The organism is Actinoplanes hulinensis, assembly GCF_019429605.1.
Lineage (GTDB): Bacteria > Actinomycetota > Actinomycetes > Mycobacteriales > Micromonosporaceae > Actinoplanes > Actinoplanes campanulatus.
The window spans coordinates 126755-143017 of sequence record NZ_JAHXZI010000021.1; the positions used below are offsets into that span (position 1 = coordinate 126755).

Annotated in this window: 17 protein-coding genes and 1 pseudogene; 9 read left to right on the top strand and 9 right to left on the bottom strand. The window is 72.3% G+C overall.

Annotation, left to right across the window (positions count from 1 at the left end; genetic code table 11):
* Window positions 1-3: 3 nt before the first annotated feature.
* Entirely contained in the window at window positions 4-2886 is a 2883-nt protein-coding gene (locus KZ829_RS33705; RefSeq protein ID WP_220147882.1) for a type II toxin-antitoxin system Rv0910 family toxin, read from the bottom strand.
* Window positions 2887-3008: 122 nt separating this feature from the next.
* On the opposite strand from KZ829_RS33705, the gene KZ829_RS33710 reads away from it, so the two are divergent.
* From KZ829_RS33710 to KZ829_RS33725, 4 genes are read left to right on the top strand one after another with little or no spacing between them, the layout of a single operon-like run.
* Window positions 3009-3647 carry a TetR/AcrR family transcriptional regulator gene (locus KZ829_RS33710; protein ID WP_220147883.1) on the top strand — a complete coding sequence of 213 codons (639 nt, stop codon included), beginning with the start codon at window positions 3009-3011 and terminating at the stop codon, window positions 3645-3647.
* Window positions 3647-4783 carry an acyl-CoA dehydrogenase family protein gene (locus tag KZ829_RS33715; protein WP_220147884.1) on the top strand — a complete coding sequence of 379 codons (1137 nt, stop codon included), beginning with the start codon at window positions 3647-3649 and terminating at the stop codon, window positions 4781-4783. Before KZ829_RS33710 ends, KZ829_RS33715 begins: the two co-directional genes overlap by 1 nt.
* A 1-nt stretch (window position 4784) precedes the next feature.
* Window positions 4785-5837, top strand: a complete 1053-nt coding sequence (locus KZ829_RS33720; RefSeq protein ID WP_220147885.1) for an aminotransferase-like domain-containing protein — start codon at window positions 4785-4787, stop codon at window positions 5835-5837.
* Window positions 5838-5847: 10 nt separating this feature from the next.
* Window positions 5848-6648 carry an SAM-dependent methyltransferase gene (locus KZ829_RS33725; protein WP_220147886.1) on the top strand — a complete coding sequence of 267 codons (801 nt, stop codon included), beginning with the start codon at window positions 5848-5850 and terminating at the stop codon, window positions 6646-6648.
* Here the strand turns inward: KZ829_RS33725 and KZ829_RS33730 are convergent.
* On the bottom strand, window positions 6624-7319 hold the full coding sequence (locus tag KZ829_RS33730; RefSeq protein WP_308285766.1) for a TetR/AcrR family transcriptional regulator: 696 nt from the start codon (window positions 7317-7319) through the stop codon (window positions 6624-6626). The genes KZ829_RS33725 and KZ829_RS33730 overlap by 25 nt on opposite strands.
* 126 nt (window positions 7320-7445) lie before the next feature.
* Between KZ829_RS33730 and KZ829_RS33735 the strand changes: the two genes are divergently transcribed.
* Window positions 7446-8867 (top strand): NAD(P)/FAD-dependent oxidoreductase, encoded by a 1422-nt coding sequence (locus KZ829_RS33735; RefSeq protein ID WP_220147887.1) that lies wholly within the window; start codon window positions 7446-7448, stop codon window positions 8865-8867.
* A 34-nt stretch (window positions 8868-8901) separates the two neighbouring features.
* Here KZ829_RS33735 and KZ829_RS33740 read toward each other — a convergent pair whose 3' ends face one another.
* The gene (locus tag KZ829_RS33740) at window positions 8902-9117 is read right to left on the bottom strand and encodes a hypothetical protein (RefSeq protein ID WP_220147888.1); all 216 of its coding nucleotides are present in this window, start codon (window positions 9115-9117) and stop codon (window positions 8902-8904) included.
* Window positions 9118-9311: 194 nt separating this feature from the next.
* Between KZ829_RS33740 and KZ829_RS33745 the strand changes: the two genes are divergently transcribed.
* The gene (locus KZ829_RS33745) at window positions 9312-9731 is read left to right on the top strand and encodes a hypothetical protein (RefSeq protein ID WP_220147889.1); all 420 of its coding nucleotides are present in this window, start codon (window positions 9312-9314) and stop codon (window positions 9729-9731) included.
* A 21-nt stretch (window positions 9732-9752) separates the two neighbouring features.
* On the opposite strand, the gene KZ829_RS33750 is transcribed toward KZ829_RS33745, so the two are convergent.
* On the bottom strand, window positions 9753-10394 hold the full coding sequence (locus KZ829_RS33750; RefSeq protein ID WP_308285767.1) for a TetR/AcrR family transcriptional regulator: 642 nt from the start codon (window positions 10392-10394) through the stop codon (window positions 9753-9755).
* Between the two features lie 61 nt (window positions 10395-10455).
* On the opposite strand from KZ829_RS33750, the gene KZ829_RS33755 reads away from it, so the two are divergent.
* On the top strand, window positions 10456-11247 hold the full coding sequence (locus tag KZ829_RS33755; protein WP_220147891.1) for an alpha/beta fold hydrolase: 792 nt from the start codon (window positions 10456-10458) through the stop codon (window positions 11245-11247).
* A 131-nt stretch (window positions 11248-11378) separates the two neighbouring features.
* Here KZ829_RS33755 and KZ829_RS33760 read toward each other — a convergent pair whose 3' ends face one another.
* The 4 genes and pseudogenes from KZ829_RS33760 to KZ829_RS33770 all read right to left on the bottom strand — a co-directional run bounded on the left by KZ829_RS33760 (window position 11379) and on the right by KZ829_RS33770 (window position 13409).
* Complete coding sequence (locus tag KZ829_RS33760) at window positions 11379-11852, bottom strand: DUF4265 domain-containing protein (protein ID WP_220147892.1); 474 nt, start codon at window positions 11850-11852, stop codon at window positions 11379-11381.
* Window positions 11853-11948: 96 nt separating this feature from the next.
* Window positions 11949-12314 carry a cyclic-phosphate processing receiver domain-containing protein gene (locus KZ829_RS43515; RefSeq protein WP_308285774.1) on the bottom strand — a complete coding sequence of 122 codons (366 nt, stop codon included), beginning with the start codon at window positions 12312-12314 and terminating at the stop codon, window positions 11949-11951.
* A gap of 81 nt (window positions 12315-12395) precedes the next feature.
* Window positions 12396-12827 (bottom strand): annotated as a pseudogene (locus KZ829_RS43520) (GNAT family N-acetyltransferase); the annotation flags it as partial.
* A 42-nt stretch (window positions 12828-12869) separates the two neighbouring features.
* The gene (locus KZ829_RS33770) at window positions 12870-13409 is read right to left on the bottom strand and encodes a DinB family protein (RefSeq protein WP_220147894.1); all 540 of its coding nucleotides are present in this window, start codon (window positions 13407-13409) and stop codon (window positions 12870-12872) included.
* A gap of 57 nt (window positions 13410-13466) precedes the next feature.
* On the opposite strand from KZ829_RS33770, the gene KZ829_RS33775 reads away from it, so the two are divergent.
* Window positions 13467-14438: a helix-turn-helix transcriptional regulator gene (locus tag KZ829_RS33775; RefSeq protein ID WP_220147895.1), complete on the top strand. Its 972-nt coding sequence runs from the start codon at window positions 13467-13469 to the stop codon at window positions 14436-14438.
* A 40-nt stretch (window positions 14439-14478) separates the two neighbouring features.
* Complete coding sequence (locus KZ829_RS33780; protein ID WP_220147896.1) at window positions 14479-14784, top strand: antibiotic biosynthesis monooxygenase; 306 nt, start codon at window positions 14479-14481, stop codon at window positions 14782-14784.
* Window positions 14785-14790: 6 nt separating this feature from the next.
* Here KZ829_RS33780 and KZ829_RS33785 read toward each other — a convergent pair whose 3' ends face one another.
* Entirely contained in the window at window positions 14791-16038 is a 1248-nt protein-coding gene (locus tag KZ829_RS33785; RefSeq protein WP_220147897.1) for a DUF2231 domain-containing protein, read from the bottom strand.
* Between the last annotated feature and the right edge of the window lie 225 nt (window positions 16039-16263).

Consider the following 16263-nt stretch of genomic DNA (forward strand, 5'->3'; position numbering starts at 1 on the left):
CTATCAGCCCTTCCATATGGGGGTTCGGTTCTCGGCGTACGCGCGGATGCCCTCGACGGCGTCCGCGGACCCGATCACCTCGCCGGCGATGTCGGAGAGACGGTCGAAGGCCTCCGCGGCGCCCCAGTCGCGGTGTTCGTCGACGATGCGTTTCGAGAGCAGTACAGCCAGGGGCGCGTTGGCCGCGATGTCGTGGGCCAGTTCCAGGGCGGTGTCGAGCGCCTTGCCCGGTGACGTGACGCGGTTGATCAAGCCCAGGTCGTGCAGCCGGCGGGCGGGCATCGGCTCGCCGGTGAGGGCCAGTTCCAGGGCGGTGCTGCGGGGCAGGCTCCGGGCGAGCCGGAGCACCCCGCCGGCGGCGGCGACCAGGCCGCGCTTGACCTCGGGGATGCCGAACGCGGCGTCCTCCGCGGCGACGATCAGGTCGGCGGCGAGGGCGAGCTCGCACCCGCCGGCCAGGGCCGCCCCCTCGACCGCGGCGATCAGCGGTTTGGCGGGCGGTCGCGCGGTGATGCCGAGCAGTCCACGGCCCTCGGTGACCGGGTACTCGCCACGGGCGGCGGCCTTGAGATCCATGCCGGCGCTGAACACGGTGTCCGAGCCGGTCAGGACCGCGACCCGGGCCCGCGGGTCGGCCTCGAACGCGTCGACGGCCTTCTCCAGGGCACGGGCGGTGGTCAGGTCGATGGCGTTGCGGACGGCGGGCCGGTTCAGTTTCCAGACGGTCACCGGGCCGTGCCACTCGACGATCAGCGGCGGCGGAGGCGGTGGCGGCAGCTCATGCCGGCCACGGTCGGTCACGGTGAAGCCGGCGCCGTCCACCTCCAGCTTCCAGAATTCCGACATTTCTAAAATGTCGGAAGTGCGGAGGACGACGCGATCTCCCGACGGGGTGAGCGCAGTGATGATCATGGCGGCTGGCGAGCCGTCCCGCTCGTACGGGACGGTGTACGCCTCCACGACCGCCGGCCCACGGTAGGAACTCAGCGCGCGACGGGCCGGTGGCCGCGGCAACCGGGGGTCGGCGTCGATGTCGGCGAAGGCGGAGACCGGCGGCCGGGCGGACAGGACGGTCGCCGCGTGCTTGGTGAGGTACCAGCCCAGGGCGGTGGCCAGCCCGTAGCTGTCCGGTTCGGCACGCAGCAGCGGCACCAGGTTGGCGACCGCGTGACTGGTGTAGTTGTTGCCCGGCCCGCCCGCGAAGGTCAGCCCGCCGGTCACGGTGAGCGGCCGCCCCGGGTCGTCGATCGGCAGCCCCAGCTCGCCCGCGGCGATCTGCACCGCGGACGGGAAGCAGGCGTACAGGTCGATGTGCTTGACGTCGTCGACGGTGAGCCCGCTGTGCCCGAGAACGGCGTCGCCGATCGCCCTGATGGCGGGTGAGGTGGCCAGGTCGGCGCGCTCGGTGACGTACCACTCCTCGGTGGCGTGCGCCCCGGCGTGCACGAAGATCCAGTCGTCCTGGCTGATCCCGGCGGCCCGCGCCGCCGCCGCACTGCACACGACGATGCCGGTCCCCTGGTTGACCTGGAGGTTCGCGGTCAGCAGCTTGGGGTAGGGCGCGGAGATCATCCGGTTGGCGGCGGCCGGGGTGGCCAGTTCCCCGGCAGTGTGCGGGACGCCCTGCCAGGCCGCCGGGTTGGTGGCGGCGACCTCCGAACAGCTCGCCCAGAGCCGGGTGATCCGGTCCAGGTGCTCCTCCGGCGTGTTGCCGAGGCGCCCGCGGACGGCGGATTCGATCAGCGCGTAGAGGTAGACCGGCGCGACCAGGCCGGCGGCCGTCTCGGCGTCGTTGTTGGCCGGGGCGTCGCTGCCCAGTGTGCGGGTGGGCGCCGTGCCGTCCGGCTGGGCGGGCCAGTCCAGGGCGCGGCCGGAGCGTTCGGCGGCGGCCGCGGTGGCGGCCGATTCGGCGCCGCCGACCAGGGCTACCGAGGCGCGTCCGGCGGCGATCTCGGCGGCCGCGTCGTTGAGCAGCCGCAGCGAGCCGTCGCCGCCGAAGATGGTGGTCTGCACGGTCTGCGCGGGTGTCGCGCCGACCGCCGCGGCGATCAGCGCGGCCCCGTCCGGGTACTGCCAGGACACGCTGGCCACGTAGCCGACGTAGTCCGCCCGCGCGAGCAGATCGGCCTCGGCGACCTGCCGCAGCGCGCGCACGGCCAGCGACACCGGGTCCCCGCCGCCAGGCTCGGTGGACTTCTCGGAGAGCTGGCCGGCGCCGACGATCACCGGTGTCCACGCGTCGACATCCTGGCCGGTCCGCTCGTACCGGATCGGATCGGGCTTTTCGTGGGCTTGTCTCGCGGTCGTGACGGCACGCGGCCGTGACGCGCTCGCCGCCGGAGCCAATCGGCCCAGCTCGGTGAGGCTCTTGCGCATGGCGTCGGCCAGGTTCCGGGCGACCATCGGCCCGACCGGCCCGTCCGCCGGCCCGCCCTCGACACCGCCGTCGAAGCGGACCAGCGCACCGGCCTCGGACGGCGCCACCGACAGGTAGAAGCCGACCTCGATGCCCATCGGCGCGGTGCCCTCGAACCAGACGGCCCGGCCCTCGACGACCCCGGTGACCGTCCAGCGGACCTCGCTCGGCACGCCCATCAGCCTGATCCGCTGCCGGAAGCGCACCCCTTCGGTGAACTCGGCGGGCGGCGCGTCGATCCATCCGGTGTGCTGGAGCACCCAGCCGGGCATCCGGGCCGGGTCGGCGAGCACCGCGAACACCTGGTCGGGGCGGGCCGCCACCTCGACCGCGACGCTGGACGGGTAGGCGAAGACCCGGGGTGGTTCGATCGCCGGTGGAGTGTCCGGCTCGGGCCGGCGGCGGCTCAGGGCCGTGGTCGCGGCCGCCCGTGCGACAGCGAACATCCGGGCCAGGTTTCCAGCGGGCATCGACGCTCCCCTAACAGTCCGACCTGACGGTAAAGGGGTGACCTGGGTCACGGCAAGAGCAAGTGGATCACTGAGAACAAGCTGTATGGACGCAACTAACCGTCAAGCCGTACGGTAAATCCGTGAAACGGACGCAGGCGCAGCGCAGTGCCGACACCAGGGCGAAGGTCCTGGAGGCCACCGTGCAGTGCCTGGTCGAGCGCGGCTACGCGGAGACCACCACCGCCGAGGTCCTGGCCCGCGCCGACGTGCCCCGGGGCACGCTGCTGCACCACTTCCCGACCAAGGTCGACCTGCTCGTCGGCGCGGTGCACCACGTGACCGGCCGCCGGGTGGAGTCGCTGACCGCCGAGCTCGCCGCGATCCCACCGGAGGCGGACCGTCTCGACGCGCTGATCGACATCATCTGGCGGCACTTCTCCTCCCCGCTGTTCTGGGCGGCGCTCGAGTTGTGGAACGCCTGCCGCACCGACACCGAGTTGCGCGCCGCGCTGCTCCCGGTGGAGAAGGAGATCTTCGCGGTTCTGCACGACCGGGCCCGCGATCTGCTCAGCGAGAGCTCGCCCGGTGATCCCCGCGTGCCGACCGTGGTCGAGTTCAGTTACGAGGTCCTCACCGGACTCGCCCTGACCGGCATCGTCAGCGGCGATCTTGGCCGCCGTGAGCTGCTCATCCGCCGCTGGAAACGGGCGGCCGCCATCCTGCTCGGCCACCGTGACCCGTCCACCCTCGTGGAACGTGCCCGCTCAAAGGAGAGTTGATGTTCGACACCCCGGAACGCCTCGCCCTCGCCGACTCCATGAAGCAGTTCGCCGCCCGGGAGATCCTCCCGAATCTGGCCGACTGGGAGCGGGCCGGTGAGATCCCCCGCGACGTGCACGCCCGCCTCGCCAAGGCCGGCCTGTACGGCGTCGGCTTCGGAGAGGAGGTCGGCGGCGACGGCGGCGACACGGTCGACACGGTCGTCGCCACCGAGGCGTTCCTGGAGGCCGGCGGATCGTCCGGCGCGCACGCCTCGCTGTTCACGCACGGGATCGCGCTGCCGCACATCATCGCGTCCGGCGACAGCGGCCTGATCGACCGGTTCGTCCGCCCGACCCTGGCCGGGGAGAAGGTCAGCGCGCTCGGCATCACCGAGCCGGAGGCCGGGTCGGACGTCGGCTCGCTGCGCACCACGGCGGTCCGTGACGGCGACGCGTACGTGGTGAACGGCGCCAAGATGTTCATCACCTCCGGGGTCCGGGCCGACTTCGTGACCACCGCCGTGCGCACCGGCGGCCCCGGCGCGTCCGGCATCAGCATGCTGGTGATCGAGAAGGGCACACCCGGTTTCACGGTGTCCCGCAAGCTCGACAAGATGGGCTGGCTCTGCTCGGACACCGCCGAGCTGTCCTTCACCGACTGCCGGGTGCCGGCCGCCAACCTGGTCGGCCCGGAGAACTTCGGGTTCGCGCTGATCGGCCAGGCCTTCGTGTCCGAGCGCATCATCGCGGCGGTGCACGCCTACTCGGTGGCGCAGCGCTGCCTCGACCTGACGCTGGAGTACGCGCGGGCCCGCGAGACGTTCGGCCGTCCGCTGATCAGCCGCCAGGTGGTCCGGCACAAGCTGGTCCAGATGCGGCAGCGGATCGACGTGGCCCGCCAGTACACCCGGTGGCTGGCCGAACGGCACGCCGCCGGTGAGCCGATGATCGGCGAGGTCTGCCTGGCCAAGAACACCGCGGTGGAGGCCTGCAAGTACGTGGTGGACGAGGCCGTCCAGCTGCACGGCGGCATGGGCTACATGCGCGAGTCCGAGGTGGAGCGGCACTACCGGGACACCCGAATTCTGGGCATCGGCGCCGGGGCCAGCGAGATCATGACGGATCTGGCCGCGAAGATGTTCGGCTACCAGTGAGGTGATCCAGTTCGAGCACCGGCCGGGGATCCTCGACCTGTCGTGGGGGCATCCCCGGCCGGACCTGCTGCCGGTCCGAGCCTGGGCGGAATCGGGCGCGAACCTGGACTGGCGAGCCCTCACCTACGGGTCCTCGGCCGGGCCGGATCGGCTGCTGGAGTGGCTCGGCGATCCGGGCCGCGCCTTCGTGACCGGCGGGGCCTCGCACGCCCTGGCCCTGGTGACGCAGGTGCTCGCCCGGCCGGGCGACGTGGTGCTGGTCGACTCCCCCACCTATCACCTGGCGTTCCCGATCCTCGCCGACCGGGGACTGCGAATCGTCCAGGGCGGGCCGGTCCACCAGGTGCGACCGAAACTGATCTACCTGGTGCCGACGTTCGGCAATCCCACCGGGGCCAGCCTCCCAGAAGAGAGGCGCGCCGAGCTGATCGAGGCGGCCCGGGAGGTCGGGGCGACGATCGTGGAGGACGACACCTACCGGGAGCTGTCCTACGACGGACCGGCCCCGGAGTCACTGTGGTCGATGGCCGGCGGTGACCCGGTTGTCCGGCTCGGGTCGTTCGCCAAGACGGTCGCGCCCGGTCTGCGGCTCGGCTGGATCAACGCCGAGCCGGAGATCATCGCGCGGCTGACCGGGCTCGGCTACGTGCACAGCGGCGGCGGGGTCAACCACACGACGGCCGTCACGATGGGTGCTTTCTGCGCGGGCGGGGGCTTCGAGCGGCACGTGGCGGGATTGCGCGCGAGTTATCGTACGCAAAGGAATGCCCTGGTAGACGCCCTGCGTAAGCATCTCCCCCAGCTTGATGTGCCGTCACCCGCCGGGGGTTGGTTCGTCTGGCTGCGGCTGCCCGCCGGGGTGACCGCCGAGGCGCTGCTGCCGGTCGCCGAGGAGCGTGGCGTCTCGTTCGTGCCGGGGCCCCGGTTCTGGGCCGGCGGCAGCGGCGGCGCGGACCGGATCCGGCTCAGTTTCTCGCTCCTGCCGCCCGCCGATCTCGAGGTCGCGGCGGCGCGGCTGGGCGAGGCCGTTGCCGTGATCGCCCACAACCGATAGACCTGCGTGCATGACTGATACGGACTGGGTGCCGGCCGGCATCGACACGAGCCGGCCGAGCACCGCCCGGGTGTACGACTACTTCCTCGGCGGCACCCACCATCTGCCGGTGGACCGCGAGCTGGCCGGCCAGATCGAGGCGATGACGCCGGACATCGGCGAGACGATGCGGGCCAACCGGGTGTTCCTGCGGCGGGCGGTGCGGTTCCTGACCGGCGCCGGGGTGCGGCAGTTCCTGGACATCGGCTCGGGCATCCCGACGGCGGGCAACGTGCACGAGATCGCGCAGGCCGAGGCGCCCGGGTCGGCGGTGGTCTACGTGGATGTGGACCCGGTGGCGGTGGAGCACAGCCGGGCGATCCTGGCGGGCGTGGAACGTACCGGGGTGATCTGCGCCGACGCCCGGGACACCGGCCTGATCCTGACCGAAACCGCCAGGTCGGGCCTGATCGATTTCGGGCGGCCGGTGGCCGTGCTGCTGGCCGGGGTGCTGCACTTCGTGCCGGACGCCGACGACCCGGCCGGGCTGGTCGGCGCGCTGCGTGACGCGGTCGGGCCGGGCAGTTTCCTGGTGATCTCGCACGCCACCTCGGACGGGCAGCCGCCCGAGGTGCTCGAGGCGCAGCGGCTGTCGGCGCGGACCGGCACCGGGATCGTGCTGCGGCCGCACGCCGAGATCGCCGCCTTGTTCGAGGGTTTCCCGCTGGTCGAGCCGGGTCTGGTGCACCTGCCGCTGTGGCGTCCCGAGCCGGGCGAGCCGGTGGAGAACCCGGAACGGTACGGCGCCTACGCCGGGGTCGGGGCGGCCTGAACCAGCGCGTCGAGGAGCTTCTCGATGGTCCCCGGGAAGGCCGAGTCGTACATCGACGGGAGATGCTCGCGAACCAGGTGCACGTTCGGGTACCCGTCGGCGGGCAGTGAGGTGTAGACCCGGGACCACGCCTCCTGCTCGGCCGTCTCCTGCCCCGCGGTGAGCTCGGCCGCGTCGACCGCCGCCACGGCGAGCACGGTGTCGACGAAGTCGCGGTAGTGCCGGACCGCGTCGGCCGGGGCGAACCCGGCGCTCAGCATGATCCCGATGCCGGTGTCGACGACCCGCATCTCGTGCGGGCCGGCGGTGACCCGGATGGCCCGCAGGTGGGCGAGCCTCGGGTGCTGCCGCATCGAGCGGCGCAGCGAGTGGGCGAGGTCGCGCAGCGAGTCGACCCAGTGGTCGCGGGGGACGAAATCGGCGAAGGCGTCACCGATCAGCCGGTCCGCGACGGCGAGCAGCAGCGCGTCCAGGTCCCGGAAGTACCGGTACACCGCCGTCGGGTCGGCGCCCAACTCGGCGCCGAGGCGGCGGACGCTGAGACGATCGCCACTCGGCGACTCGATGAGCCGCAGCGCCGCATCGACGATCAGGTCCTCGGTCAGCACCACTCCGCTGCGGGTCTTGCGCCGACGGGCTCCGACACTGCGTACGCGCTCCACTCCTGGCACGTCACCACCTTAGGGTGTTCTTATGTCAACGCATTGACATAAGAGTGGGGACATCGGCATCCTCGGTTCACGAGATCTCCACCGGTTCACGAGCCGGGCGGTCTCGAGAGTTGGAAGGGACTCCCCATGGCGGCCACACCCCCCGCTTACGATCAGGACATCCGTACCGACGAGCAGCGCATCCGCCGGGCGCTGGACGGTGCGGTCCGCACCCCCTTCTGGCTGGAAGACCCCGGCCGGCCGGCTCCCGAGCCGGCGCTCAACGGCTCGACCGAGGCAGACCTGCTGGTCATCGGCGGCGGCTACTGCGGACTGTGGACCGCGCTGATCGCCAAGGAGGCCGACCCGTCCCGGGAGGTCGTGCTCGTCGAGGGCAACGAGATCGCGTGGGCGGCCAGCGGGCGCAACGGCGGCTTCGTCGAGGCCAGCCTCACCCACGGCACCGAGAACGGGCGCCGGCACTTCGCCGACGAACTGCCGATCCTGGACAGTCTGGCCGCGGAGAACTTCGCGGCCTTCGAGGAGACCCTGGTCCGGCACGGCATCGACGCCGAGTTCGTGAAAGAGGGCGTGCTGGCCGTCGCCACCGAGCCGCACCAGGTCGAGGAGCTGCGCGCGGCGACCACCGCGGCGACCACCTTCTACGACCGGGAGGGGCTGGCCGGGCTGGTGCGCTCCCCGCTCCACCGGGCCGGGCTCATGCAGCACGAGGGCGCCGCACTGGTGCACCCGGCCAAGCTGGCCTGGGGCCTCAAGGCGGCCTGCCTGCGGCTCGGCGTGCGGGTCTTCGAGAACACCCCGGTCACCGACATCAAGGACGAGGGCGCCACGATCCGGGCGGCGACCTGGGCCGGCAGTGTCCGGGCCGGCAAGGTGGCGCTGGCCACCAACGGCTTCCCGTCGCTGCTCAAGCGCAACCGCCTGCTGACCGTGCCGGTCTACGACTACGCGCTGATGACCGAGCCGCTCACCGGCGCCCAGGTGGAGGAGATCGGCTGGACCCGGCGGTTCGGCATCTCGGACGCCTCACGGCAGTTCCACTACTACCGGATGACCTCGGACAACCGGATCCTGTGGGGCGGCTACGACGTCGTCTACCACAGGGGCGGCACGATCCGGCCCGAGCACGACCAGAACCCGGAGACCTTCGCCCGGCTCGCCGACCACTTCCTGCGGACGTTCCCGCAGCTCGGCGACATCCGGTTCAGCCACGCCTGGGGCGGCATGATCGACATGTGCACCCAGCTGGCCGCGTTCCAGGGCCGGGCGATGGGCGGCAAGGTGGCCTACAGCAGCGGCTTCACCGGTCTCGGCGTGGCCGCCACCCGGTACGGCGCGACCGTGATGCTGGACCTGCTCGACGGTCGCGACACCGCTCGTACCCGGCTGAAGATGGCCCGCCGCAAGCCGCTGCCGGTGCCGCCGGAGCCGGTGCTCTACCCGGCCGTGCAGATCATCCGGAACGCGATCGCCCGCGCCGACCGCAGCGGCCGGGACGGCTTCATCCTGAAGGCGGCCAACGCCGTCGGCTTCTCGTTCGACTCCTGACGGCTGACGGGCCGGTCCGAAAGCGGGCCGGCCCTCACGCCCGGTAGCCGGGCTCCACCTCGCGCACGCAGTGCTCGGCCTCTCCGGCGGGGACCCCGAGCGCCAGCAGCCCCGCCATCACCTCGCCCGGTTTGGCGCCGCCGTCGACGACGCTCATCCCACCGGAGCCGCGAACCAGATGAATCCGGTAGCGCGCCCCGGTCCACTCCACACGTACCGCGGTGACCGGACCCTCAGCTGGATCGTCCATGCCGATCATCCTAGGCACCCATTTCTGATCTCTTGCACCGAGTCACCCGTTGTGAACAGTGGGTGAAGGTGGGCCGAACGGCTCGATTGCGGCGACGATCATCCGTCCACGCTGGCCCCGCAGGCCTACGCATCCATGCTGATGCATTGCCGGACGCCGAGATCAACACCCCAAGCCCTCCGGGGAGCCGATCTTTGTCGTCACACCTGCCGCATCACGCCCAGCCGCGCCGATCGGGCCGGGTCGTTCCCACCGCCGTCGCGACGGTCCTGCTGATCCTCGGTGCCGCCACCTTCGTGATCCTCACCAGAGGCCACGACGACCCCGAGCCGGGTCTCGAGATCCCCGGCCTGAACCCCGCGGCCCCCGCGGTGCCACCCTCGATACCGCCCGGCAAGCTGATCGAGAAGGCGAAGGAACCGAACGGCAGCGACTTCGTCCGGCCCGGCGACACGCTGAGCGTGACGATCCGCGCCACCGACCACGCCTTCCTGTCGGCCGGTTGCGGCTCCTGGTCCACTTCACAACCATTTCCTGTACGCCTACGCGCGGCCCTGGCGGCGCGGTCGCGATCATCTGCCACTCCGGGCCGTAGCGCCCGCGTCCGGGCGTGAGTGGTGGGTCACGGTCATCCCTCAGTCGTACAGCAGAGCGGTGAGCAGGCCGCGCAGCGTACGGTCGAAAAGGTCCGGACGCCGCGCCCCGGGATCAGCGAAAGCCGCGACGAGATGGGGATAGACCGTCAGGTCGAGCCCGGTGAAGGCGGGCGGCGGCGCGGCGCTCTCGGTGCGGGCGAAGAGCGTCACCACGCCGGTCATCATGGCCAGCGCCTCGAACTTGGCGGCCGACCCGCACGGCACCGGCGTCAGCGCCCCGAGACAGTGGTCGAACCAGGCCAGGGCCTCCGGCCCGATCCCGGTCGGGCGGTGCAGCAGATCGATCACCCAGGGATGCCCGCGGTAGAGGGCCAGCTGCCGCCCGGCCAGGACGATCAGCGAGTCCACCGGCTCCCCGGCGGGCTCCGGAAAAGGCCGTAGCCCGGCCACCACCCGGTCGGTCATCAGGTCGAGCAGGTCGTCGCGGGACGACAGGTAGCGGTAGAGCGACCCGGCGCCGGTGTTCAGCGCGGTGGCCACCGCGCGCATCGAGACGGCCGCCAGGCCCTCGGCATCGGCCAGGGCGATCGCGGCTTCGACGATCTCGTCCCGGCTGTGGGTGGGCTGGGGCCCGCGGGCGCCGCGGGCCGGGCGGATCCAGATGGGGGATGCGTCGCTCACCCGCACCACTGTAAACTGCGAACGACGTTCGCGGTTTCTCCTCCAGCTAAGGCAGGGTCAGATGGTTCAGATCCACTCCACCGGCAACGGGCCGGGCATCGTGGTCGTCCATGGCGGCGGGGTCACCGCCGGCATCTACCGGCGACTGGCCGGAAAGCTGGCCGACCGGTTCACCGTGCACCTCTACGACCGGCGGGGGCGCGGCGACGCACCGGCCCGGTCCCTGCCCTACGACGTCCAGGAGGACGTCGACGACCTGCTCACCGCGCTGCGGCAGACCGGCTCGCACAACGTCCTCGGACACAGCGGCGGTGGCATCGTCGCCCTGCTGGCCGCACAGCAGGGCGAGGTCGAGCGGCTGGCCCTCTACGACGGGGTGGTCCCGGTCGGCGACCTCTTCCCGACCGCCTGGCTCGACCCGGCCCGGGAGGCGGCACGAGCCGGCGACATCGCCCGCGCGCTCGCCCTGACCAGCGCCGGGATCAACACGCACAGTGCGGCCAGCCGGCTGCCGCTCGCCGTGCAGACGGCGATCTGCCGGCTGTTCATGCGCACCCCGATCGGCCGCGAGATGGGCGAGCTGCTGCCGACGACGCTGGACGAGGTCGACGGCATCCGGGCCTTCACCGGGCCGGCCGAGCAGTGGGCCGGGATCGACTGCGAGGTGCTGCTGGCCTGCGGCGCGAACGGACCGTCCTACTATCCGCGGCTCAACGAGGCGCTGGCCGCGGTGCTGCCGCACGCCCGCACCCTGCTGGTGCCGCGCGCCGCGCACGACGCCGTCAACCGGGCGCCCGCCCGGGTGGTCGAGCCGCTCGCGGAGTTCTTCGCCGCACCCGCCCGGGTGAGCTGACCTTCTTTCCGGGCGGCGGCCTTTTCAGGGCAGCGGCCTTTTCAGGGCAGCGGCAACCTTTTAGGGCAGCCGCAACCTTTTAGGGCAGCCGCAACCTTTTAGGGCGGCGGCCGGCCCGCCGGGGGCTGATCTCAGTTAGGGGCGGCGGCCAGCCAGTCGTCGCCCACGCAGCCCTCGTCGTAGTCCCACCAGCCGTCGCGGGCGCCGGCGCGCAGCACCCGCTGGACGGCGGCCAGATCGGCGTCCGGCGGCACGTCCAGGGCGGCCAGGTGGTATTGACGGATGCCCTCACCGGTCACCCCGAACGGCTCGAACGCGTCCAGCACCCGCTGCACCGAACCGCGCAACGGGCCGCTGCCGAACGGGACGACCCGGATCGTGCAGCGCCCGGACCACTCCACCTGCTCGGTGGCCCAGTGGACGCCGTCCTCGTCCCGCCGCACCCGGATCAGATCACCGTTGGCGACACCCCGGACGAACCAGGGCGCGTTGCTGAGCCGGACCACGTCGTCGCCGACCGGTTCGGCCCAGAGACTCTCGACCGAAACGGGCGGCCAGTCGTCGCTCGTCCTCGGCAGGTCGAAGTGGACTTTGACCGCGTCCACGACGGTCACCAAGCGGCTTTCGTCATGCCGGACCCCCTTGCCGCCGCACCCCACAGCCGCGCGGAGACGTAGTCTCCCAGAAGATCGACCGGACCATCACAGGCCCACCTCCCGCAGACCGGTGGCGGCACGGACCCGGTAACCGCAGCGGTCCAGGGCCTGCCGGATCCGCGCGGCGCCGACCGGATTGGCGGAGTGCACGCTGATCAGGTCGATCTCGATCGGCCGTCCCTCGAAGGCGGCCCGCTCCAGCACCTCGACGACCGGCCAGACGGTGTCCTCGCCGCCGAGATCGTGGTCCAGCCACAGCTCGTCGATCCGCCGGCCCCGGTGGGCCTCCAGCAGCGCCACCCCCTCGGCGCTGGTCCGGGCCACCTCGGCGGGCCGCCCGTCGGCGAACGACCGCAGATCGTCGACCAGGATCACCAGACGCTGCGCGGCACGCCATTCGGCACGGGTGATCGCGTACTCCACCTCGCCCTCGCCGGAGCCCGGGATCGGCGGACAGTCCGGGAAGAAGGTCCGCACGTACCGCAGCCCGCACTTCTCCATCACCCGCCGGGAGCCGGAGTTCACCGTCATGGTCTGCGCGATGATCCGCTCCTGACCGGACGTCGCGAAGCCGTGCCGCAGCAGCGCGACGGCGCCCTCCGTGGCCAGGCCCCGCCCCCAGTACCTTCGCAGCAGCCGGTAGCCCAGCTCGGCCTCCCCCGGCCGCTCCGCCGGCGGCAGCATCATCACGCCGACGAACTCGCCGGTCTTCCCGGTCGCCAGCCAGTAGCCCAGCCCGTCCACCCGCCGGCCCAGCTCCATGCGCTGCGCGTGATAGCCGGCCACCTCCGCACGGGTGCGGGCCCGGCCTTCGATGTAGCGCAGCACCTCGGGATCGGCGTCGAGCTCCACCTCGTACTCGAGATGCTCATCGGTCAGCGGGATCAGCACCATCCGCTCGGTGTACAGCGTCGGTTGCGGCATCCGCCCACGATCACACAGCAACCGCCGCCACGCGACGACGTTTCAGGCCTCCGGGTCCTCGCCCACCAGGCCGTCGATCGACTCCCGGATCAGGTCGACGTGCCCGAGGTGCCGTGCGTACTCCTCGATCATGTCGATCAGCACCCGGCGCAGATTCGGCGAACGCCCGTCCGGCCAGGTGAACGGAATGGTCCCGTCGAGGCCACCGGCGTCCAGGGCGGCGGCCAGGTGGGCGCGCGACCGTTCCACCGACTCCCGCCAGAGCGTGTAGAGCGTCTCCGGGCTGTCGCCGGCCGCGGTTCGCCACTCCCAGTCCGGGTCGGCGTCGAAGTCGACGTCACGCCACAGGTCCGCGGGCGACCGGTCCAGGCGTACCGAGAAATAGACGTCCTCGACCAGGGCGAGATGCTTCAGCAGGCCGCCGATCGTCATGCTGCTCGCGCCCACGGTCGCCCGCAGCCCCGGCGCATCGAGCCCGCCGGTCTTCCAGGCGAAGAGGCGGCGCTGCCGTTCCAACGAACCGATCAGCGTCTCGGTCTCGGTGCCCGCGGCCGGCGGCCCGAGCGGGATGGTCTCCGTCATGGCCGCACGCTATTCTCCATTCCGGACGTTCTACTTCCGGATTTTAGGGGTACGCCGATGCTGAGCCCGACCGCACGGGCGCTGATGGCCTACGAGGCCGTCCAGGGCGCTCCCGGGATCACCGCGGACCGGATCGCCGAACGGCTCGGCATCTCCGACCGGGCGGCCCGGCGCTACATCGCCATCCTGCGCGAGGCCGGGCTCCCGATCGAGTCCGTCCGCGGGCCCTACGGCGGATACAAGGTCGGTCGCGGCGCCCGGCCGGCCCCACTGATCTTTTCGCAGGCGGAGGCGCTCGGCCTGGTCATGGCGGTCCTCGACGGCCACCATGCGGCCGGTGACACGGCCGATCCGGTCGGCAGCGCCCTCGGCAAGATCGTCCGGGTGCTGCCGGAGAGCCTCGGCGCGCAGGTCGAGGCGGTCCGGCGAACAGCCGCACCGGCGCCCGATCGCGGCGCCGCGCGGCCCGACCTCGAGATCACCAGCGGGCTGGTGCGGGCGTGCGCCCAGAATCTCCGGGTACGGGTGGGCTACCGCACCGAGGCCGGTTCGGAGTGGACGGCCGAAGTGGACCCGTGGGCCATCGTGGTACGGCACGGCCGGTGGTATCTGCTGTGCCACTCCCATGCGGCGGGCGCGCGACGGGCGTACCGCATCGACCGGGTCACCGCCGTGGAGGTCCTGCCCACTGGATTCCGGCCGCCCGCCGAACTGGACCCGGTGGCCGTCCTCGACGCGCACCTGGCCGTCGGCTGGGAATTCCGCGCCGAGATCCTGATCGAGGCCCCGATGGCCGACATCCCCACCTGGCTGAGCCCCGCCCTGGGCGCGCTGACCCCCGGCCCGGAGCCGGACACCACCACCCTGACCGGCAGCACCAGCAACCCCGATTGGTACGCCCAGCAGCTCACCGTCATCCCCGCCGACTACCGCATCCTCGACAGCCCGGAGATCCGCGACGCCGCCCGCCGCATCGCGGAACGCCTGCTCGCGGCCGCGCGACCGAAAAGTGTCGGGGGTGCCGCGTAGGGTCCGCGCCAGACCGGTCCCCGCTCTGAATCGAGGAACCATGGCCGTTCTCGAATTGGCCCGCTTCACCATCGCCGAGGGTGCCGAGGAGCAACTGATCGCCGAGCGCCCCGCCATGCTGGCGGCGTTACGCCGCGGTTTTCCCGGCTGCCTGGCCGCCTACCTGAGCAGGGAGGAGGACGGCGGCTGGCTGGACGTCCTGGTCTGGCGCTCACGGGAGGAGGCGGAGGCGTCGGCCCGCGAGATCGCCTCGATCCCCGAGTGCGCCGCCTGGTTCCGGCACATCACCGAGTCCGGCGGCATCCGCCACGCCGAGGTCGTCTCCGCCTGGCCCCCACCCGCCTGACCCGGCCTACCGGGCAGCCCGCCCGGCAGGCGCCGGCCACTGCGGAGGCTCAGCTCCGCCCTGCCGTCCCGACTCCCACTCGTCCCCCGAGTCTCCTTCCCCGCGCGCCCCAGACCCTGGGGCCGCGCCCCACCACCCGGGCTCCCGCCCGACAGCCGCACCCACCTGCCCACCAGCCTCCCGCTCGACGGCCGCGCCCCCACGCACCCCGGACCCGGAAGCCGCACCCCACCGCCCGGGCTCCCGCCCAACAGCCGCACCCACCTGCCCACCAGCCTCCCGCTCGACAGCCGCGCCCCCACGCACCCCGGACCCGGAAGCCGCACCCCACCGCCCGGGCTCCCGCCCAACAGCCGCACCCACCTGCCCACCAGGCTCCCGCTCAGCCGCGCCCCACCACCCGGGCTCCCGGCCGGCAGCCGCACCCGCCTGCTCACCAGCCTCCCGCTCGACGGCTGCGGGTCCGCGACCTCGTGTCTCGGGGACTGCGGTTCTGCCCCGCTGGGGTGGGGTCGGCTGGCGACCCGCAGCCTGCCGTCCATGCGAAGGACGAGGGGCGGGGACGGCAGTTTCACGCCGCCGCGGAGAGCTAGTGCCGGAATCCTTGCGCCGCGCGCCCGGGTCCGCAGGCGCGCGGCTGGAGTCCCTGGTCCGCGGGACGGCGCTCTCGCTGCGCGGGACGGCGCTCTCGCTGCGCGGGACGGGAAACTCGCTCCGCCGGCCCGGATTCTCACTCTGCTGGCCGGGATACTCGCTCGACGGATCCAAGTCGAGGAGGCCGGCGCCGCGGCGGTGGGACAGGCGTGGGTCGGAGACCGGGGCCTGGGGGTCGGCGAGGCGCCCGCTGAACCAGGCGGTGAAACCGGCCAGCGCCAGGGCGGCGGCTTCGAGGGCGAGGAGACCGCCGTCGGCGGAGCGGTCGTGGCCCCGGACCCGCATCAGGGTGAGGACCGCGAAGACGATCAGCACACCGACATCGAGGAGAAGGGCGAGGAAGAAGATCCGGGCGGCGGCTGGGTCCGAGGCACCGAAAGCATCGACCGCGGCGGCCAGTGCGGCGAGCAGGCCACCGATGAGGCCGGCCACCAGGTTCCAGAAGGCGACCGTTCCGATCAGAGGGGGCGCGCCGAGCGTGGTGGCCAGGTCGAAGACGAACGCCATCCAGAACAGCCCGAGCGGGAACATCAGCAGTAGCGGCTGCACGCCTGACCCGGCGAGCCGGAGCCGGCTCTGGGTGTGGCGTCTCCCTGTCATGCGCGCCTCTGTCACGCGGACCCCCTCCGCCCGGGCCGTGACCGGGCTGCGGCCGTGGCGGCCGGAGATCCGTATCTCCGGCCGAGAAATGGACCTTCCTCAGCCTGTGCGGGATTCGACCGGACCGGACCCTCCCTTGCGGGTGATTCGGGCTGCGGGCGGTAAAACCCCACGAGCCGGGCGGTGGGCGCTCCAGGTGGGAGAGCAGCTGTGGGGCGGCCTGTA